Genomic DNA, 19,736 nt, shown 5'->3' with positions numbered 1-19,736 from the left:
CTCTTATAGATATCATACGCATCTTTCAGGGTTCTTCGCATTTGAGGGTGTAGGTGTTGTGGGCGGGGTTGGGCGTGTCATGGCCGGGTAGGGGTCGAGGTCTTCCGATGATGGAGATTGCTACACCGTCCATCTGAAAGACCTCGACATGGCCAATACTACCTTTGATCGCCCTGACCTGAGCGCGTTCACGCGCCTGGATGACCTGGGCCTGGAAGTGACGGGCCAGCGCGTTGAGGCAGACCATGCAGTGTCGGCTTGCCGGATTGCTGGTGAGGACCGGTGGTGTCGACGCTGCGGGTGCCAGGGCATTTGTCGTGACACGGTGGTCAGGCGCTTGGCGCATGAGCCCTGCGGGTGGCGTCCCACGATCTTGCATGTGAGCGTGCGCCGCTACCGGTGCCCGGAGTGTGCTCACGTGTGGCGTCAAGATATGAGCCAAGCGGCCGATCCGCGCGCCAAGCTCTCGCGCGCAGCGGTGCGCTGGGCGCTCACTGGGCTGGTCGTTCATCATGTGACGGTGGCGCGTATCTCCCAGGCCCTCGGTGTGTCCTGGAAGAGCCGCCAACACCGCTGTCCTGGGTCAAGGCCAGCGTCTACTGATCAATGATCCAACTCGGTTCGATGGCGTGCGTGTCATCGGGGTGGATGAACACGTGTGGCGCCACACCCCCTACGGCGACAAATACGTCACCGTCATCTTGGACTTGACACCCATCCGAGAACGCAGCGGCCCCTCCCGACTCTTGGACATGGTCCCGGGTCGCTCCAAGCAGGTCTTCAAAACCTGGCTGGCCTCCCAGCCCAACACCTGGCGCGAGAATATTGAGATCGTCGCGATGGATGGATTCACCGGCTTCAAAAGCGCAGCCGCCGAAGAACTCCCCGGCGCGAGGGCGGTCATGGATCCCTTCACGTCGTGCACCTTGCCGGTGATGCTCTCGATGAGTGCCGCAGACGCATTCAGCAAGAACTTCACCATCGGCGCGGGCGTGCCACCGACCCCCTGTACAAGGCCCGCAGGATGTTACACACCAGATCCTGCCGACTCGCCGCGTGTCAGCAGCATCAGATCCTCGACCTGTTCGCCAGCGATTGCCACGTTGCCCTCGAAGTCACCTGGAGCGTCTGCCAGAGTATTATCGACGCCTACCGCGATCCCAACAGAATCCGTGGTAAGGCCCTGATGCAAGCCGAAATCAACACACTGACCTCCACACGCGTACCGAGGGGCCTGGCCGAGCTCGTGACGCTGGGCAGGACACTCAAACGCCAAGCCAGGGACTTCCTGGCCTACTTCAATCATCCCCACACCAGCAATGGCCCCACCAAAGCCATCAACGGCCGCCTCGAACACCTACGCGGCTCCGCAGTCGGATTCCGAAACCTCACCAACTACATCACCCGAGCACTCCTCGAAACAGGAGGCTTCAGACCCCAACTACACCCCCAATTATGAAGAGCCGGATTAGGGGAGTGCCCTTTCGGGGCGGTGGTCGCCGTTTCTGGCTTTGATCGATCATTGGTTTCATTGGCCAGCGTTCCCGTGAGGACAGCGTTAGAATTTTGTTAACGAAATTCCTGGCATGGGCGCGGGGGAGGTGAGGCAATGATGGACGTGCCGGTTGTTGTGCATCCACGAGTGAGTGTGCGCCATCCTGAGATCACCGACGAAGATGCGATTCACGCCTGGGTGTATGCGGTCGAATGCGCCGAACGCGTGGACTCACCGTACTGGCCTGCGTACGCAGCGCTGGGATACGACAGGAATGGGAGGCTACTAGAGCTCCTCGCCGCGCTCCAGGAAGACGGTAGCATTCTCATCTATCACGCGATGACTCCACCTTCAAAGAAAATGATGACAGAAATATTTGGACCTGAGAGGAGAGGACAATGAGCAGGAAGCAAGAGGGGACCTATCGTCTCGCGGGAGGGATCACCGTTACCGACGCCGATCTTGAAGCAGATGCGCAGCGCTTCGAAGCGGGTGAATGTGACGGAGCGTGGAAGGTCCTCCCGGGGCGTCCGCAGCTCTTCGGCGAGGACACAATGCCGGTCGGCACACGCCTGCCCGAATCCTTAGTCCGCGAGCTCGACGAGGTGGCAGGAGAACTTGGACAAACTCGCAGTGAACTCGTTCGTCGTTTCATCTCTGACGGCCTGCTGGCGCTGAAAGCATAAAAATTGCACAAAGCGGTGCGGATCTCCTGCCGCAATGCCCAGGAGATCCCCACCGATGCCGCCGCTTCTATGTGCCTGGGGCGCCCGCCGCTCTCAGGACTCGAGCTTCGTTAGCGTGCCGTGCGTGAGCTCGTAGATCGTGTCCACGTAGGGGAGGATCGAGCGATCATGCGTCACCATGATGGCGCTCTTGTTCTTGGACTTCACTTCCTTGCAGATCAGCTGGGCGATCTCCTGGCCACGATCCGGGTCTAGGCTCGCGGTCGGCTCGTCGGCCAGGATCAGCTGCGGGTTTCCGATGAAGGCGCGAGCGATCGCCGCCCGCTGCTTCTGGCCGCCTGACATCTGGCGCGGGTACTTGGCGTAGGAGGCCTCAATACCCAGGTCCTGCATGAGGGAACGGACCTCGGCCTGACGCGCGGCCTTGTCCTTCTGACCCTTGAGCTTGGCGACCAGCTCGAGCTGATCGCCGATACGCATGTAGGGGTGGGCTTGTGTGCACGTTGTTGGTCGTTCGTTCAACCGGCTTTTGTCGAGGCTACGTAGTGTCGTTCGTCGTGGAGCGAGATTATTGCCGGGATTGCTGATTGTTGATCTGGATAGGATGCGGCCTTCTGGATAGGTTATGAGCTTCTGGATAGGTTAATAAGCTATCCAGAACTGCGTTTCCTATCCAAAAGAGTGTGGGGGAATCGGTGGAGTGCGGGCCCACACATGCGCACGTTAATCCGCCTGGTGGAGTGTGGGCGGCCGCGCGCCCTTGATGCAGGGGCTTCCTCCGCTGACGACATGTGATGATCTAGTACAGTGCCTTTGCCGCAGCACAAAGCCGCACAGTCACCTTGCCAGCAATATGCAGCGCCCGCTGCCTCATAGCAACGGCGGTTCGAGTATGAAAACGCGGACGAGGACCCCGTCGGTCCCCGCCCGCGCCTGCAAGCCGTGCGTCCCACCGCTGCGGGAGGCTCGCTCTCAGTCGTTCATGAAATGACGCTCGTCCAGGATCTGCGCGCCAGCGCCCACCAGCGAGGGCAGGTGCTCATTTGCGTGGTGGCCGCAGAAGTAGAGCTGGCCACCCGACGGCATCGTCGCACGAACCCAGGCGCGAGCGCCGCAGGCATCGCAACGATTCGCCGCATTCAGCTGCGGCTCGTCCAGTACGGGGCGTTCAAGAGTCTGTGCGTTCATGCTTCCATCACACACCATCACCCCACGCCGCGCACCCCTGTTCACCCGGGGCGCAATCGACCGCCCGCACGCCGACACAATGAAACGGGGAGTGGAAATCACTCCAACGACAGCACCAAGAGCCTCCGAAACGGCACCCACCAGCGCGTTCTGGCCCCGGCCTCGTCAATCGTGGAAAGCGTCCCAGAACCTGCGCCACGCGCACCGTTGGCCACAAACGAGCGCCCAGCCACATATGATGCACATCGTGACTCCTACCGACGCATCCGACTACAACGCACGGCACCTCTCGGTCCTCGAGGGGCTCGAGGCCGTGCGCAAGCGCCCCGGCATGTACATCGGCTCGACCGACCACCGGGGCCTCATGCACTGCCTCTGGGAGATCATCGACAACGCGGTCGACGAGGCCCTGGAAGGCCACTGCGACACGATCGACGTGCGCCTGCACCCCGACCACTCCGCCTCCGTCGCCGACAATGGCCGAGGCATCCCCGTCGACATCGTGCCTGGACAGGGCCTGACGGGTGTCGAGGTCGTCTACACCAAGCTCCACGCCGGCGGTAAGTTCGGCGGCGGCTCCTACGCGGCCTCGGGTGGCCTCCACGGCGTCGGCGCCTCCGTCGTCAACGCACTGTCGGCCCGCCTCGACGTGCAGGTCGACCGTGGCGGCAAGACCCACGAGATGTGTTTCCGCCGCGGCGAGCCCGGCGAATTCGACGACTCGAAGCAGCGCACCCCCAACTCGCCCTTCAAGCCCTTCGTGGACGGCTCGACCCTCAAGACCGTCGGCAAGGTGAAGAAAACCCAGACCGGCACGCGCGTGCGTTTTTGGGCGGACTTCCAGATCTTCCCGGCCACTGAGGGCTTCTCCTGGGAGAACCTGCTGGCGCGCGCCCGCCAGACCGCGTTCCTCGTGCCCGGCCTGACCATCAACTGCTACGACGAGCGCGGCGAGGAGGAGCTCCACGAGAGCTTCCGCTTCGACGGCGGCGTCGTCGACTTCGCGAACTGGCTGGCCTCCGACGGCCCTGTCACCGACACCTGGCACATCACGGGCGAGGGCAGCTACAACGAGACCGTGCAGGCCCTGGACTCCGAGACTGGGCACCTGCGCGCCACCGAGGTCGAGCGCACCTGCGAGGTCGATATCGCGCTGCGCTGGGGTATCGGCTACGACACGACCGTCCAGTCCTTCGTCAACATCATCGCCACCCCCAAGGGCGGCACCCACGTCACTGGCTTCGAGCAGGCGGTCCTCAAGACCCTGCGCACCGTGATCGACAAGAACGCGCGCAAGCTCAAGGTCGGCGCGAAGGACGGGCGACCCGAAAAGGACGACGTCCAGGCCGGCATGACCGCCGTCATCACCGTGCGCTTCCCCGAGCCTCAGTTCGAGGGACAGACGAAGGAAACGCTGGGCACTCCCCAGATCCGCACCGTCGTTAACCGCGTGGTCTCCGACTGGCTCAAGGCCAAGTTCGCCTCCTCCAAGCGCGACGACAAGCAGCAGACCTCCCTCCTCATGGAGAAGGTCGTCGGCGAGATGAAGGCGCGTGTCTCCGCGCGCCTGCACAAGGAGATCTCGCGTAAGAAGAATGCGCTCGAGACCTCCTCGCTGCCCGCCAAGCTCGCGGACTGCCGCCTCGAGGACGTCGAGGAGACTGAGCTCTTCATCGTCGAGGGTGACTCCGCCCTGGGCACGGCCAAGGCCGCGCGCAACTCCCACTACCAGGCCCTGTTCCCGATTCGAGGAAAGATCCTCAACGTGCAGAAGGCCTCGACCGCGGACATGCTGGCCAACGCCGAGTGTGCCAACATCATTCAGGTGATCGGCGCGGGTTCGGGCCGTACCTTCGACCTGTCTCAGGCTCGCTACGGCAAGGTCATCCTCATGACCGACGCCGACGTGGATGGCGCGCACATCCGCACCCTGCTGCTCACCCTCTTCTTCCGCTATATGCGTCCCATGGTCGAGGCCGGCCGCATCTACGCCGCCGTCCCGCCCCTGCACCGCATCGAGGTCGCGGGTAAGGGACGTAAGAAGCGCGAGTACATCTACACCTACTCCGAGGACGAGCTGCATCGTAAGCTCGCCGCCCTGCGTCGCTCGGGTCGCACGTGGAAGGAACCCATCCAGCGGTACAAGGGCCTGGGTGAGATGGACGCCGACCAGCTGGCTGAGACCACGATGGACCGGGCTCACCGCTCGCTGCGTCGCATCACGCTGGCCGACGAGGAAGCCCTGCGCCAGGCGGAGGACGTGTTTGAGCTGCTCATGGGCTCGACCGTGGGTCCGCGCAAGGAGTTCATTGTCGAGGAATCCGCGGGGCTGGATCGTACGCGCATCGACGCGTAATCACGGGCAAAATTCCCCGCGCGCTGCACAAACGTTCACGCGCGTTGACCAAATGTCAAGCGCCAGTGTGACTAAAGGCCCGAATAGCCGGTAGGATATCTGCCATGACAGGACTTGCGCAGCGACTCACGCCGCCCGGGTCCGTCCCGTACCCGGGCAATCACCTCGGGTTGCGCTGGCGGCCCATGATCGGCCGCGATGCCCCCGCCGTGTACGCGCTTATCTCCCTGATCGAAGACGACGACAACGCCATTCGGCGCACCTCCGTCGACGACATCGCGGACATGATGGAGGGCGAGAACGGGCGCGACTGGGTGGACACGATCGTCGGCCTGGACGCGAAGCGAAACATCTGCGCGGTGGCGTCCGTGCGCGTGCTGCGCGGCATTCACGAGGCCGCGACCGCCGTCGTCAGTGCCTTCATTCACCCGCACTGGCGTGGCCGAGGCGTGGGCCGGGCTCTGCTCTACTGGCAGGACGGGCGCGCCAGGCAGATGCTCGTCGAGGAATTTGGAGCCGATTCTGAGGTTCCTGCCTCGATTTCGAACCTCGTCGACGCGCACATGACCGATCGTCGCCGCCTCTACATTGCGGCCGGCTTCTTCGCTAAGCGCACGTACCAGGTCATGTACCGCGACCTGGCCGGTGGCGAGGTCCCCGTGCCCGCGCGCCACGGATATCGCATCCTGCCGTGGAACGAGGTTCCGCAGGACCAGGTTCGTGCCATCCACATGGAGGCCTTCCAGCAGTCGTTCCGTTCGCCCCTGCGCGCCCTGTGGTGGGACGACGCGATGAACCACTTCGACCCGCGTTGGTCGTTCGTGGCCGTGGATGCTCAGGGTGAGGTCGTTGGCTACGCGATCACCGGCCGTCCCGCGCAGCGCTGGGTGGCTACGGGCCGTCCGGAGGCCTACATCTACCTGCTCGGCGTCGCCGAGGCGCACCGTGGACGCTCCATTGCGAGCGCCCTCGTCGGTCACGCCGTTGCCGCAGCGTCCGCGTCTGGCGCGTCGCGCATTGGCCTCGACGTTGACATGTCGAGCCCGGACGGAGCGCATAAGATTTACGAACACCTGGGCTTCGTGGACGAAGCCGCCGAGGTTTACTACACGATCGACCAGTAGGGACGGAAGGAGGCGAGCATGAGCATTCCTCTCGCGCAGCGAGCAAATGCCCCCGAGTTCGTCCCCTTCCCGGGCGAACATCATGGGATCGAATGGGAGTCGCTGACGGCTGCCCACCACGATGGCCTGTCCGCGCTTTTCGCCCGCATGGAGGCCCGTGACAACCCGCCGTATCGCACCAGCCCGGACGAGGTCGAGGAGATGCTCTCGGGTGCCTCCCAGTGGCGAGGCCTCGTTGGGATTGCCCGCAGGGGTATCGCAGCGGGTCGCATCGTTGCCTTCGCTCAGGTGGTCCTGCGTTTCCCTGGGCGAGTGGAGTGTGTGTGCGTCGGGGGAGTGGATCCCGACTTTCGGCGTATCGGCCTCGGCAACGCGATCGTCGACTGGCAGGAGGGAACTGCCCGCCAGATGCTGTCCGAGGTCGAGGGGGAGGCTCCCGCTCAGATCACCTGTCACGTCGAGACCGGCCAGGATGACCTCGAGGCGCAGCTGAAGGTGCACGGCTTCCGCTGGACGCGCACCTACTACGAGCTGCGCGCGTCCTTGGAGGGTCTTCCGCAGGTTCCTGACCTGGGCTCGTACATGAGTATCGAGGCCTGGGGTCCCCAGTGGGAGGAACCCGCCCTGCGCGCGGCGAACCGCCTCAACGAGTCCGAGTGGGGTCGGCCCCCGCTCACCCAGGAGCAGTGGATGCAGGGGCGCACGGCCTTCGCTCCCGAATGGTCGTTCGTCGCCGTCGACCGCACGGGCGATCGTCCCCGTGTTGCCGGCTTCCTGCTGGCATCGCGTTACGAGCAGGACTGGGCGGCTCTGGGCTGGCGCGAGGGGTACATCGACCAGCTGGGTGTCCTGTCCCAGTGGCGCGAGAGCCGCGTTGCTGACGCGCTGATCCTGGCGTCGATGTGGGCGCAGAAGCGCGACGGCATGGATCGCGCGGGCACGGGCGTGGGGTCTGCTAACCACACCGGTGCTCTCGCCATCTATGACTACCTCGGCTTCCGCACGGTGGGACAGACCAGGCTCTACGCCATCGAGATCTGACTGTCGTTTCGCATGGTGGACGTTTCCGCGCATCCCCTTGTGTTACCGTCGTTACTTTTTCTTTTGTCGTGGGTGCTTTTCGTCCTGTTTTCTATTCAGTTTTCGCATAAGTGCTCCCTAGGTCCTAATCGTCCGACCAATTGATTTCTTAGGCTCGCGACAGAGGCAGGAACGGCCTCGGCGCCCTGCGCGTCCCCTCCCACAGTGCGGAGCCAGCATGACATCTCAGTCATCATCACCGTCTCGATCCATTCCTCCCCTGGTCATTCGAAGCGCCATCGTTGCATCCCTCGGCGGCCTGCTCTTCGGCTTTGACACAGCCGTTATCTCGGGTGCGGAAGAAAAACTCACCGAGCTTTATGCCCTGTCCTCCACGGGAGAAGGCATGATCGTTGCGATCGCAACCATCGGCACTATCGTCGGTGCTATCGTCGCTGGTAAACTCGCCGACCGCTTTGGCCGTAAACCCATCCTCTTCTGGATCGGCATTCTCTTCGGCGTGGGTGCGCTGGCCACTGCCCTGGCGCCTGTGCCTACCCTGGTGACAGCTGCTGACGGCACGGTTTCGGCCTCGTCCGCCTTCCCGATCACCTTCTTCATGATCTTCCGCTTCCTGGGCGGCGTCGGCGTCGGACTGTCCTCCGTTGTCGCTCCCATCTACACCGCCGAAATCGCCCCCGCCCGCGTGCGCGGACGCCTGGTCGGCCTGGTCCAGTTCAACATCGTCTTCGGTATCCTCCTGGCCTACGCCTCCAACGCGGTCATCCGCGAAATTGCGCACGAAGACACCGCGTGGCGCTGGATGCTCGGCGTCATGGCTGTGCCCGCCGTCTTCTTCCTGATCTTCCTGGCCACCGTGCCCGAGACTCCTCGCTGGCTCCTGGCTCATGGACAGGAAGAGTGCGCCGTCACAATCTCCGAGCGTCTCACCGCCTCTCAAGCCGAATGCGACGAGCAGATCTGCGAAATGAAGGCGCAGATCGCCGAGGACGCCGCCGGCGGCAAGGTCGCCTTCTTCACGCGCCGCTACCGCAAGGTCATCCTCATGGCCTTCTGCATCGCGATGTTCAACCAGCTCTCGGGCATCAATGCGATCCTCTACTACGCCCCCAAGGTCATGAAGCTCGCGGGCGGTGCCGCCGTGCTGGGTGACGCCTTCCCCTACATCGGCTCCGTCATCGTCGGCCTCATGAACCTGATCGCCACCATGGCCGCCCTGACCGTCATCGACAAGCTCGGCCGCCGCCAGCTCATGATTGTCGGATCGATCGGCTATCTGATCTCCCTCGGCTTCCTCGCTGGCATGATGTTCGCCTACGAGGGCGGCGTCTTCCAGGAGGGCAGCGCCGCTCCCGTCTGGCTCATCCTCCTCGGCCTGCTCGGCTTCATCGCCTCCCACGCCTTCGGTCAGGGATCGGTCATCTGGGTCTTCATCTCCGAAATCTTCCCGAACCGAGTGCGTGCCCGCGGCCAGTCCCTGGGCTCGCTCACGCACTGGGTGTTCGCCTTCATCACCACGTACGCCTTCCCGGTCCTCACGGATAAGCTCGGCGGCGGCTTCGCGTTCGGGATCTTCTTCCTCGCGATGGTCGGTCAGCTATTCTGGGTCCTGAAGGTGATGCCCGAAACCAAGGGCATTCCGCTCGAAGAAATGGAAGAGAAACTGGGGTTGACGAATGACTAGAATCGTGAACATCGGGGAAGCTCTCATCGATGAGATCACCCGCCCACACAGTGAACCCGTCGAGGTTGTCGGGGGATCGATGCTCAACGTTGCCGCCGGCCTGACCCGGCTCGGCCACGAATCCGAGCTGGCGACCTGGTTCGCCCGCGACGCTCGCGGCGACAAGGTGCGCGCCCATGCCGAGGCCGCCGGTGTCACCCTGACGCCCGGCAGCGACGGCGCCGAGTTCACGACGGTCGCCCACGCGGCCGTCGACGAGAAGGGTCACGCCACCTACGAGTTCGACCTGACGTGGGACGTTCCCGCCGTCGAGGACCCGGACACCGTCGGGCATGTCCACACCGGCTCCTACGTGGTCGTCGTCGAGCCGGGCGCCGACAAGGTGCTGGCCGCCGTTAAGCGCCAGGCCATCCGCGGCACCGTGTCCTACGACCCGAACATCCGTCCCGCCCTGCTGGGAACCCCCGACGAGGCCCGCCCGCACGTCGAGGCGATCGTGGCCCTTGCGGATGTGGTGAAGGCGTCGGACGAGGATCTGAAGTGGCTGTACCCGGGTCGTCCCGTCGAGGATGTCCTGCGCGAGTGGTCCCAGTCCGGTCCCTCCCTGATCCTATGCACGCGCGGCCCCTGGGGCGTCTACATCAAGACCGCCGCCGAGCGCGACATGCTCGTCGTCGATCCCCTCGACGTCGAGCTGGTGGACACCGTGGGTGCTGGCGACTCTCTCATGGCCGGCCTGATCTCCGGCCTGGTGGATGCGGGTCTGCTGGGCTCGGCCGAGGCGAAGCAGCGCCTGCGCGAGGCCTCGTGGGACCAGATCTTGCCCGCCATCCACCGCGGCATCATCACCTCAGGCATCACGATCCTCTACCAGGGCGCCTACTCGCCCACGCGCGAGGAAGTCAACGAGATCCTGGCAGCAGACAAGACGCTGCGAGGCTGACGGGGGAGCGATCCTCAACTGATGGGTGTGGGCCCGGCCGATTGGCTGGGCCCACACCCATATCAGAATGACGACAGAGAAAGCGGTGGGGTAGCCGGGACAATTCCCGGCCACCCCACCGTCATGACTAGGAGGGCACGTCAGCCGATCGATGCGATTGCGAAAGTGATCGGCACACCCGAGCCGTCGCGGCGCTCGTCCTCTGCGGGCAACTCAACGGGCGAACCGTCCGCGGACGCGGCCCGTGCCGGCTTCGTGCCGACCCACGCGATATCGAGGCGATCCTCGCCGCGCAGGAAGCGCTGGCAGCGTACACCCTGACCGCCTCGGCCCTTTGACGGGTAGCACTCGAAAGGCGTCACCTTCACCGTCGTCTGGCCCGTGCCCGGCAGCGCGCCCAGCGCGGCGGCCACAGTCACCACCACAGCATCGATGGGAGCCTCGACCACCCAGAATCCCAGGGCCTCGGCCCCGGGGTTGAGCTTCATGCCGGCCATGCCGCCGGCAGTGCGGCCCTGCGGGCGCACCTTCGCGGCGGGAGTACGCAGCAGCTGCGCGTCCGACGAAATAAACACCAGGTCCGCCTCGTCCGAGCATCGATCGAAGCCCACGAGACGGTCGCCGTCCTCCAGGGCGATGACCTCCCACTCGTCGCGCTGCAGTACGTCCGGGCGCAGGCGCTTGACCGTGCCGCGAGCCGTGCCCATCGCGACGACGTCCGTGCCCTCGGGATCGAGCAGACCCACGGCGGGAACGTCCGTGTGCAGGAGGAGCGACGAGGGCATGGCGCCGGCGAGCGACAAGCCCGTCTCGAAGCGGGGGAGCGCCGGCAGATCCACGACGTCGATGCGGTGGGCGACGCCGTCCTCCGTCACCACGGCCACCTGCGAGCGGGCCGTCGACGGCAGCTGCACGCGCCAGCCGTCCGACGCCGCGCGTGGACCGGGCTCCAGGGGTTCCCCGCCCTCGACGCGGGCGAGAGCTCCCGAGGAGGACAGGACCACGACGCACGGGTCGTCCGGGATCTGCAGGTCAAGGCCCTTACCGGAACGTGACACCGACGGCAGTGCGGCCAGCGCAGCATCGTCGGCGGCCGCGGCTGCCGCTCCCACGGGCGTGCCCGTCGAGGCCAGCAGCAGCGTGCGACGCGGCGTACCCAGGCGATCCGAGACCTCGCGCAGCTCCTTCTTCACGAGCGCGCGCAGCAGCTCCGGATCCTCCAGGATCTCGCGTAGCGAGGCGATCTTCGCCAGCAGCTCATCGCGCTCGGTCTCCAGCTCGATGCGCGAGAACTTCGTGAGGCGACGCAGGCGCAGCTCGAGGATGTAGTTGGCCTGGGCCTCGGACAGGTCGAACGCCGTCATGAGGCGCTCGCGCGCGATCTCCGCGTCGTCGGAGGAGCGGATGATGGCGATAACGTCGTCGATGTCCAGGATCGCGATGAGCAGGCCCTCGACCAGGTGCAGGCGATCCTCGCACTTCTTCAGGCGGAAACGGCTGCGACGAGTCGTCACGTCCAGGCGGTGATCCAGGAAGACCTGCAGCATCTCTTTGAGGCCCAGCGTGCGTGGCTGGCCGCCCACGAGCGCCACCGCGTTGATCGAGAAGGAATCCTCCAACGGCGTGCGCTGGTAGAGCTGCTGGAGCACGGCCTCGGGGTTGAAACCGTTCTTCACCTCGATAACTAGGCGCAGGCCGTGGATACGGTCGGTGAGGTTCTGGACCGAGGAGATGCCCTTGAGGCGTCCCGCGTTCGCGTTCTCCTTGATCTTTTCGATGACCTTTTCCGGGCCGACCATGTAGGGCAGCTGCGTGACGATAATGCCCATCTTGCGGGCGGTCACGCGCTCGATCTGGACCTTCGCGCGGGTCTTGAACGCGCCTCGGCCCGTCTCGTAGGCTTCCTTGATGCCTTCGAGGCCGACGATGACGCCGCCCTCGGGCAGGTCGGGACCGGGGATGTAGCGCATGAGGTCGGCGACGGATGCCGATGGGTTATCCAGCAGGTGGATGGCACCAGCGATCGTCTCCGACAGGTTGTGCGGGGCGATATTCGTCGCCATGCCCACGGCAATGCCCGAGGCGCCGTTGACCAGGAGCTGGGGGAAGGCCGCCGGCAGGACGTCCGGCTGCATGAACTGGTTGTCGTAGTTGGGGACGAAATCGACCGTGTCCTCATCCAGGCCCGTCACCAGGTCCAGCGCGGCGGGCGCCATGCGCGCCTCGGTGTAACGCGCGGCGGCCGGGCCGTCGTCGAGAGAGCCGAAGTTACCGTGCCCATCGACCAACGGCACACGCAGGTTGAAGGGCTGCGCGAGGCGCACCAGGGCCTCGTAAATCGCGGAATCGCCGTGCGGGTGGAGCTTACCCATGACCTCGCCGACGACTCGCTGGGACTTCACGTGCCCCTTGTCGGGGCGCAGCCCCATCTGGTCCATCTGGAATAGGATGCGGCGCTGCACGGGCTTGAGGCCGTCGCGCGCGTCGGGGAGCGCGCGAGCGTAGATCACCGAGACGGCATACTCCAGGAAGGACCCACGCATCTCATCGGACACGTCGATCTCTGTGATGTTCTCGTCCTTCTCAGGGATGTCGACGACCTGGTCCTTCTTAGCCATACGCGCAATTATTGCGCGGCTTGGCGCTCATTTCGACTGGCGCGCCGCTTCGGGGCACAATTGGGGCATGGACACATGGACCCGTATCGAACGTGGGGGCTTCTACCCCAAGGCCGTGCAGCGTGCGCTGCGCCGCGCTCTGGGCGCAGCGGAGCCGCTCGCGACGCTGTGCCAGGTGGATACGGGTTTCGACCGTGGATCGGTCTTCCGGCACCTCACGGTCGCCTCGCTGACGGACCGCGCCATCGTCCAGCTGCACGTTGATGAGATGGACGGCGGCTCGGCGACGATCGCAACGGCCGTGCACCGCGTGGGTGACATCGCCGGGTACTCCACGATGGAGGTCTACACGGACCCCGAGAACGCGAGCGGCCTGTCCGAGATGACGATCGCCCTGGACCTGAAGGGCGCGCGCCGCCTCGAGCTCGAGCCCGCACGCTGCGACGACCCGAATTGCATGGCCGATCATGGCCTGGCGGGCACGTCCTTCCCCGACGACATGACCTTCCGTATCTCCGCTGCCGCCGACGGGCAGGATGCTCTCGACGAGGCAGCGGTCTTCGTCGATCACCTCGCTTACCTGATGGGAACGCGCAGTGAGTGAGCGGGAGCTGACGCTGGACCTGCCAGGGGCCGACCTGCCTGGCGCGGGGGATCCGGTCATCACGGACGTCATCGCTGGCGCCCTCTCGTCGATCGATACCTCCCTGCCCGGTGCCTCCTCACAGGCGGCCGGCGCCCTCGGGATCGAGGCCGGGGCTGAGCAGGTGCTTCTCATCCTCGTGGACGGGCTTGGATACGAGCTGATCCAGGATCACCTGGGGCACACTCCGACGCTGCGCCGCGTGCGAGACGATATTCGCTCGATTCACACGGTCGTCCCCTCGACGACGGCCGCGGCCATCACGGCTTTCGGCACGGGTGCGCGCCCTGGCGCCACCAACATGGTGGGCTTCTCCGTTGCCTACGGCGGCGGCGTCATGAACCTGCTGGCCATGGAGGGTGGGCCGGCGCCCACCGAGTGGCAGCCCACGCCCACCTACTTTGAGCGCCTCGCCGCAGCGGGCGTGTCCTCCGCCGTCATCTCGCCCGCGCGCTTTGCCGGTTCCGGGCTGACGGGAGCGGCGCTGCGGGGAGCACGCCACGTGCCCGCAGAGTCACTCAGCGACCGCGTGAGTGCAGCTCTGCGCGAGCTGCGTGCGGGAACGCCCGTCGTCTACCTCTACTGGTCCGAGATCGACCACGCCGGCCATAGCTCCGGCGTCGGGTCCGATGCGTGGATCGGTTGCCTCGAAGAGTTCGACGCGGGGCTGTCCGAGCTGCTGCGTGGCCTGCCCGCTGGCGTGCGGACCGTCATGACCGCGGACCACGGCATGATCAACGTGGAGCACTCCGCCCTCGTGGACGTTGCCGCGACGCCCGCTCTGCGCGAGGGCGTGCGCATCGTCGCCGGCGAGACACGAGCCGTGCACGTGCACGCGCAGGAGGGCCACGCCGCCGACGTGGAGGCGCGCTGGCGCGACGCCCTGGGGGAGAACGCCTGGATCCTCTCACGAGACCAGATGGGCGCGCTCATCGGCCCCGGAGACGGCGCCTCGATCATCGGCGACCTGCTGGTTCTCGCCCGCGGAAACGGCGGCATTGTGGATTCGCGGACCCAGAGCGCCTCGGCGATCGCGATGCCGGGCGTCCACGGCTCGCTCACCTCGACGGAGATGCGCATCCCTGTCATCGTCCTGTCGTAAGACGACTACGGGACATAAGCGAAGCGGCCGCTCACATCAGTGAGCGGCCGCTTAACGTGTGAACGGTTTAGGACTTCGACCCGAAAAGAATCTCGTCCCAGCTGGGGACCGACCGGCGGGTCTTCTTCGAGGAAGCGCGCGCCATCCTCGAACCCGTCACGCCCTGCGCGGGAACGGACCCGGTCGCGCTCTCTTCGGCCTCGGCAGGAGCGGAGTTGGTGGAATCGGGCCTCGACACGGCCTTCATGGGGATCGCGGGGGTCGCCTGTTCCTCGGCCTTTGGCTCCTCGTCGCCCTTGTCCTCACCGGAGGACGCGGGGGCGTCGGACAGCCACGGGAGCACGCCCGACGAGGCCGGGGCCTCGGTCTTGGGGGAGTGGGACGCCACCGGGATGGCGCCCGTCAGCGTCGGACGGGCAGACGGGATCTGACCGGTCGCGGGGAACAGCGTATCCTCGGCGGGTTCGGACGGCGTCTCCGCCTTAGTGCGCGCCGACGCGAGGGAATAGATGCGCGCGGAAATCGGGCCCGTCGACGTGTCGGGCTCCGTCGTGGGAGCCTCCTCCTCGCCGGCGATAGCTGCCAGGTACTCGGCCTCCTCGTCGACCTCATCGTCCAGGTCCAGGTCAATCTGCTGGCGCTTACCGCGCACGGCGTTGAGCTGGTCGATGATGGCCTCGCGGTTGCGCAAGTCCTCAGCACCGGGATCGACGACAGGAGCCGGCGCGGTGCGCGGCAGGGGAGTGAAGATCGAGGCCGTCGGGGAAGCGGAAACCTGCTCGGTCAGCCACTGAGCCTCCTGATCGATCGCCTCAAGTGAGCCGGAGTTCGACAGGTGCCAGTGGGCGGCGTGCTCGGCCGCACCCTGCACGAAGGTCACGATGATCTGCCAGGGCTCCCCGGCCTCGCGCGTCGCGGTCCACTCCAGAGACGACGGGTCGACGCCGCGCGCCGCCAGTCGATCCAGAACGAGGTCGCCCATCGTAGGGCCGCCCTCGCCAATGCGAACGGCGCGGGCGCGAGTCAGCGCATAATCCTTCTCGGCCTGAACGGGAGCCTCAAAACGCTCGACCGCACTGACTTCCATGCCGTGCTGCTCCGCGATCTCTGCCGGGGTCGCGCCGGCGCGCAGGAGAGCCTGAATATCGCGAGGAGCGAGGGTCGGACGAGCGGGCGCCAGCTCCACTCGCGGACGATCACGGCGCGTCGCGCCGCGGAGCTCATCGGAAATCAACACCGAATAGCGTTCACCCTGGGCATCGGTGAGCACCAGGGACTCGCCATCGGCGCTGGTCCCGAGCAATTCGAGCTCAATCATCACTTCCTCCTCAAACGTCTAGGTCGAATCGTCTCAAATAATGCTCAGAATGTCGCGTAGCTGAGCGCGTGTCACACATACGATGGCACATTACTCCCACAAGTGTTATCCTCCCTGCGCATAGACCACTCGCGCAAACCGGCTCGAGAGGCGAAAGGGGAGAACCATGGCAACCGATTACGATGCGCCGCGCAAGAACGAAGACGAGGTCGCAGAGGACTCGATCGAGGAGCTGAAGTCCCGTCGCAACGACGCCGGCTCCGCCGAGATCGAAGAAGACGAAAACGAAGCGGCTGAGAATTTCGAGCTTCCCGGCGCGGACCTGTCAAAGGAGGAACTGACGGTCCACGTCGTTCCTCGCCAGGAAGACGAATTCACCTGCTCGCAGTGTTTCCTCGTGCACCACGCGTCGCAGCTCGACCACGTGGACGCCAACGGCGCCCCCGTGTGCACCGAGTGCGCGATGTGAGGTAGGGCGATGTTCGGACGCAAGAAGAAGACTGTCGAAGAAGAGATCGAAGAGGTCGAGGCCCTGCCTCGCCTGAGCGACGAAGACGCTGCGATTTGGAGTGAGCCCGGCCCTCGTAACTACGAGGAGGTCGACACCACCGACGGCTACGTCGACATGGGGTCCATCCTGTTCCCCGCGGTTCAGGGCATGCAGCTGCGCACTCAGGTCGCAGACGACGGCACGACCGTCCTGCAGATCCTCGTCGTGCTCGGTAGCTCCGGCATCCAAATGAGCGTCGCGGCCGCACCCCGCTCCGGCGGCGTGTGGGAGGAACTGCGCGAAGAGATCCGCAAGGGCTTCGAAGATCAGGGTGCCAAGGTCGCCGACTACCCGACGCGTTACGGCAACGAGCTGCTCGTCGACATGCCGATGCAGATGCCCGACGGACGCTCCGCGACCTCGCGCATGCGCATCATCGGTCGTGAAGGCGACCGCTGGTTCGCGCGCATCGATATCCTCGGCCCGGCCGCTGCCACCGCGGAAGCCGGCGCCGACATCGAGAAGGTCATCGACCGCATCGTCGTGCGTCGCGACAACCACCCGCGCACGCGCCTGGAACTGTTGCCCGTGCACCTGCCCGCGGGTGCTCAGGAGGCCTGACATGGCCTCGTGGTTCGCTAAGGTTGGCGCCGCGCTCGGCCTTGACAAGGACACGCGTTCCCTGGACGCCGCCCTCGACGAGGACTCGGCGCGCGCCGCCCGCGGCGTCACGCCGATTCGCGACGTGGCCGACCGCTCTCACGCACTCGTGTTCGGCACGCTGCTGGGCATGACGTATCCGCCCGAAGAGGGCGCTCAGCGCGTCCTCGTCGCGACCCTCTATGACGGCACCGACACGCTCGAACTGCGCTGGCCCGGACGATCCTCCATCCCCGGACTCAGCGTCGGCCAGCGCCTCGAGGTGGAAGGCACCGTCGGACGCGTGGGCGATCGCCTCGTCATCATCAACCCGCTGTACCGCGTGATCGCGGGGGAGGGCTGATGTCGACTCCTCGCTGGATGGATCAGGCCACCTCTGAGGAATTCTCCTGGTCACGAGCCCTGGGCGGCACACGCGGTGTCATCGAAGCCACCGCGCCCGGACTGCTCTTCGTCATCGTTTTTGTGGCCACGCGCGCCCTCGTACCGACGCTCATCGCGGCCTCGGCCGTCGCGGCGATCGCCTGCGTGATCCGCCTCGTCCAACGCCAGGGGATGCAGCAGGCTCTCTCCGGCCTGTTTGGAGTCGCCATCGGCGTCATCTTCGCGGCGGCGACCGGGCGGGGAGAAAACTACTTCGTCTGGGGCATCGCCACGAACGTGGCCATGGCGCTTGCTTTCGCTTTGTCCGTCCTGTTCGGGAGAAGCCTCGTCGCCCAGTTCTACGGTCCGCTGACCGGCCTGGCGAAAGGCTGGCAGTCCGACCCCGCCTACGCGTCCCTGCGCCGCAGCTGCGCCGCGATCACGTGGATGTGGGCGGGAATCTTCGCGCTGCGCGTCGCCGTGCAGGCGCCCCTCTGGATCGCCGGCCAGGTCGCTGCTCTCGGCGTTGCCAAGCTGGCCCTCGGACTCCCACTCTTCGCGCTGGGAGCCTGGGCCACCTGGTGGAAGCTGAAGGATTACTCCTCGCCTTCCTCGTCGTCGGACTCCTCCGAGACAGGGGATGCGACCAGCTGACGCAGGTCCTCCAACTCAGCGATGTCCGCATCGGGCACGAGAAGGAGCAGCTCATCAGAGGCCTCGAACACATCGTCAGCGCTCGGCGTGATCGGACGACCGTCGCGCAGGAGCGCGGCGAGGACCGAACGGGCCGGCAGCGCCAGTGAATGGACGCGCTTGCCCACAACCGGGGAATCCTCCGGCAGGATGAGCGCGTGCATCGACACGGCGGCCGTGTTGAAGGAGAACAGGCGCACCGGAACGCCCACCGACACCGCCTCCTCGACGAGGGAGGTCATAATGCGCGGCGTCGAGACGGACACGTCCACGCCCCATGCCTGATCGAACAGCCACTCGTTCTTCGGGTTGTTCAGGCGAGCAACCACGCGGGGGACCGCGAATTCGGTCTTGGCCAGCAGGGAGATGACCAGGTTCGCCTTGTCGTCGCCGGTCGCGGCGACCATCACGTCGGCCTCGTCCACGCCCGCGTCGTGCAGCGCGTCAGGCGAGCACGCGTCGGCGAGCACCCAGTCCGCATCTGCCACGGACGAGATGCGCAGCTTCTCGGGCATGTTGTCGATCAGGGTGATGTCGTGTCCGTGAGCGAGCAGCTCCAGGGCGACGCTGCGGCCCACCGATCCGGCTCCAGCAATCACAATCTTCATGCTCACACCTCCGTCTTGGGCGGGTTAGCCAACTGGTCGCGCAGCTGCGTGGTCTCGGTCCCGTTGATCGCGAAGTACAGCTGATCGTGCTCCTGGACCACGAGGTCCGGCGACGCGGTGCGGATGGATCCCAAGCGCGACGTGAAGACGATGCGGCAGCCCGTGAGCTCCTCGACGACCTGGAAACTCAGGCCGTACCAGCTGGGGGAGGGCGTCGCATTGACGAGGCCGACCTCGCCGGTTGGGTGGGACCAGATGAGCGATGCGTCCGGAGGGAGCAGGCGGCGCATCACCGACTCGGTGGTGCGCTGCACCGAGGCGACCGTCGGAATGCCGAGGCGCTCGTACAGATAGGCGCGCGTCGGGTCGTAGATGCGCGCGACCACGTGTTCGACGTGAAAGACCTCACGTGCGACGCGCGCGGCGATAATGTTCGAGTTATCACCCGACGAGACTGCCGCAAACGCGTACGCGTCCTTGATGTTCGCTTGACGCAGGCAGTCGCGGTCCATGCCCACGCCCGTCACGCGACGACCGGAAAAGTCCGGGGAGAGGCGAGAGAAAGCCTTGGAATCCTGGTCAATAACCGCCACGGAATGACCCGCGGCGTCCAACGTCGATGCCAGGCGAGCGCCGACGCGCCCGCAACCCATGATCACAAAGTGCACGACTACCAAAGTACTCCGCTCCTCGCGCAATAGCCAAGTGTGCGCTTCGCCGCTGC

19 protein-coding genes and 1 pseudogene are annotated in these 19,736 nt (G+C 65.5%); 14 read left to right on the top strand and 6 right to left on the bottom strand.

Annotated elements, in window-relative coordinates; translation table 11 throughout:
- Positions 1-148: 148 nt before the first annotated feature.
- From JJJ16_RS04430 to JJJ16_RS04420, 3 genes and pseudogenes are all read left to right on the top strand, one after another.
- Positions 149-1,459 (top strand): annotated as a pseudogene (locus JJJ16_RS04430) (ISL3 family transposase).
- 150 nt (positions 1,460-1,609) lie between these two features.
- On the top strand, positions 1,610-1,897 hold the full coding sequence (locus tag JJJ16_RS04425; RefSeq protein ID WP_219751526.1) for a hypothetical protein: 288 nt from the start codon (positions 1,610-1,612) through the stop codon (positions 1,895-1,897).
- Positions 1,894-2,181, top strand: a complete 288-nt coding sequence (locus tag JJJ16_RS04420) for a ribbon-helix-helix domain-containing protein (RefSeq protein WP_219751525.1) — start codon at positions 1,894-1,896, stop codon at positions 2,179-2,181. Before JJJ16_RS04425 ends, JJJ16_RS04420 begins: the two co-directional genes overlap by 4 nt.
- A 93-nt stretch (positions 2,182-2,274) precedes the next feature.
- Here JJJ16_RS04420 and JJJ16_RS04415 read toward each other — a convergent pair whose 3' ends face one another.
- Both JJJ16_RS04415 and JJJ16_RS04410 read right to left on the bottom strand, forming a co-directional pair.
- Positions 2,275-2,769: an ATP-binding cassette domain-containing protein gene (locus JJJ16_RS04415; RefSeq protein ID WP_318836534.1), complete on the bottom strand. Its 495-nt coding sequence runs from the start codon at positions 2,767-2,769 to the stop codon at positions 2,275-2,277.
- A gap of 384 nt (positions 2,770-3,153) precedes the next feature.
- On the bottom strand, positions 3,154-3,369 hold the full coding sequence (locus tag JJJ16_RS04410) for a hypothetical protein (RefSeq protein WP_219751524.1): 216 nt from the start codon (positions 3,367-3,369) through the stop codon (positions 3,154-3,156).
- A gap of 235 nt (positions 3,370-3,604) precedes the next feature.
- Here JJJ16_RS04410 and JJJ16_RS04405 point away from each other — a divergent pair, with 235 nt between their 5' ends.
- The 5 genes from JJJ16_RS04405 to JJJ16_RS04385 all read left to right on the top strand — a co-directional run bounded on the left by JJJ16_RS04405 (position 3,605) and on the right by JJJ16_RS04385 (position 10,517).
- Complete coding sequence (locus JJJ16_RS04405) at positions 3,605-5,725, top strand: DNA gyrase/topoisomerase IV subunit B (protein ID WP_219751523.1); 2,121 nt, start codon at positions 3,605-3,607, stop codon at positions 5,723-5,725.
- Positions 5,726-5,910: 185 nt separating this feature from the next.
- Positions 5,911-6,849 carry a GNAT family N-acetyltransferase gene (locus tag JJJ16_RS04400; protein WP_082632895.1) on the top strand — a complete coding sequence of 313 codons (939 nt, stop codon included), beginning with the start codon at positions 5,911-5,913 and terminating at the stop codon, positions 6,847-6,849.
- A gap of 18 nt (positions 6,850-6,867) precedes the next feature.
- The gene (locus JJJ16_RS04395; protein ID WP_219751522.1) at positions 6,868-7,890 is read left to right on the top strand and encodes a GNAT family N-acetyltransferase; all 1,023 of its coding nucleotides are present in this window, start codon (positions 6,868-6,870) and stop codon (positions 7,888-7,890) included.
- 217 nt (positions 7,891-8,107) lie between these two features.
- Entirely contained in the window at positions 8,108-9,574 is a 1,467-nt protein-coding gene (locus JJJ16_RS04390) for a sugar porter family MFS transporter (protein ID WP_219751521.1), read from the top strand.
- Positions 9,567-10,517: a PfkB family carbohydrate kinase gene (locus JJJ16_RS04385; RefSeq protein ID WP_219751520.1), complete on the top strand. Its 951-nt coding sequence runs from the start codon at positions 9,567-9,569 to the stop codon at positions 10,515-10,517. The genes JJJ16_RS04390 and JJJ16_RS04385 overlap by 8 nt, the downstream gene beginning before the upstream one ends.
- A 140-nt stretch (positions 10,518-10,657) precedes the next feature.
- On the opposite strand, the gene JJJ16_RS04380 is transcribed toward JJJ16_RS04385, so the two are convergent.
- Positions 10,658-13,135: a DNA topoisomerase (ATP-hydrolyzing) subunit A gene (locus tag JJJ16_RS04380; protein ID WP_219751519.1), complete on the bottom strand. Its 2,478-nt coding sequence runs from the start codon at positions 13,133-13,135 to the stop codon at positions 10,658-10,660.
- 67 nt (positions 13,136-13,202) lie between these two features.
- Here JJJ16_RS04380 and JJJ16_RS04375 point away from each other — a divergent pair, with 67 nt between their 5' ends.
- Both JJJ16_RS04375 and JJJ16_RS04370 read left to right on the top strand, forming a co-directional pair.
- The gene (locus JJJ16_RS04375; protein ID WP_219751518.1) at positions 13,203-13,739 is read left to right on the top strand and encodes a DUF5998 family protein; all 537 of its coding nucleotides are present in this window, start codon (positions 13,203-13,205) and stop codon (positions 13,737-13,739) included.
- On the top strand, positions 13,732-14,880 hold the full coding sequence (locus JJJ16_RS04370; RefSeq protein ID WP_219751517.1) for an alkaline phosphatase family protein: 1,149 nt from the start codon (positions 13,732-13,734) through the stop codon (positions 14,878-14,880). The genes JJJ16_RS04375 and JJJ16_RS04370 overlap by 8 nt, the downstream gene beginning before the upstream one ends.
- Before the next feature lie 67 nt (positions 14,881-14,947).
- Here the strand turns inward: JJJ16_RS04370 and sepH are convergent, their stop codons facing one another.
- On the bottom strand, positions 14,948-16,198 hold the full coding sequence (sepH, locus tag JJJ16_RS04365; RefSeq protein ID WP_219751516.1) for a septation protein SepH: 1,251 nt from the start codon (positions 16,196-16,198) through the stop codon (positions 14,948-14,950).
- A 166-nt stretch (positions 16,199-16,364) separates the two neighbouring features.
- On the opposite strand from sepH, the gene JJJ16_RS04360 reads away from it, so the two are divergent.
- Genes JJJ16_RS04360 through JJJ16_RS04345 form a run of 4 tightly spaced genes read left to right on the top strand, consistent with a single transcriptional unit; the run spans position 16,365 to position 18,365 of the window.
- On the top strand, positions 16,365-16,667 hold the full coding sequence (locus JJJ16_RS04360; protein WP_003792577.1) for a DUF4193 domain-containing protein: 303 nt from the start codon (positions 16,365-16,367) through the stop codon (positions 16,665-16,667).
- A 9-nt stretch (positions 16,668-16,676) separates the two neighbouring features.
- Positions 16,677-17,309 (top strand): DUF3710 domain-containing protein, encoded by a 633-nt coding sequence (locus JJJ16_RS04355; RefSeq protein WP_219751515.1) that lies wholly within the window; start codon positions 16,677-16,679, stop codon positions 17,307-17,309.
- Position 17,310: 1 nt separating this feature from the next.
- Positions 17,311-17,691, top strand: a complete 381-nt coding sequence (locus tag JJJ16_RS04350; RefSeq protein ID WP_219751514.1) for an OB-fold nucleic acid binding domain-containing protein — start codon at positions 17,311-17,313, stop codon at positions 17,689-17,691.
- Complete coding sequence (locus JJJ16_RS04345) at positions 17,691-18,365, top strand: DUF3159 domain-containing protein (RefSeq protein WP_219751513.1); 675 nt, start codon at positions 17,691-17,693, stop codon at positions 18,363-18,365. Before JJJ16_RS04350 ends, JJJ16_RS04345 begins: the two co-directional genes overlap by 1 nt.
- Here the strand turns inward: JJJ16_RS04345 and JJJ16_RS04340 are convergent.
- Entirely contained in the window at positions 18,308-19,012 is a 705-nt protein-coding gene (locus JJJ16_RS04340) for a potassium channel family protein (RefSeq protein ID WP_219751512.1), read from the bottom strand. The genes JJJ16_RS04345 and JJJ16_RS04340 overlap by 58 nt on opposite strands.
- Positions 19,013-19,014: 2 nt before the next feature.
- A complete protein-coding gene (locus tag JJJ16_RS04335) occupies positions 19,015-19,680 on the bottom strand; it encodes a potassium channel family protein (RefSeq protein WP_219751511.1) in 666 nt (221 codons plus the stop codon).
- Positions 19,681-19,736: the final 56 nt, after the last annotated feature.

This window comes from Schaalia sp. ORNL0103, assembly GCF_019429565.1.
Lineage (GTDB): Bacteria > Actinomycetota > Actinomycetes > Actinomycetales > Actinomycetaceae > Pauljensenia.
This window is presented reverse-complemented; position numbering and strand designations above follow the sequence as displayed.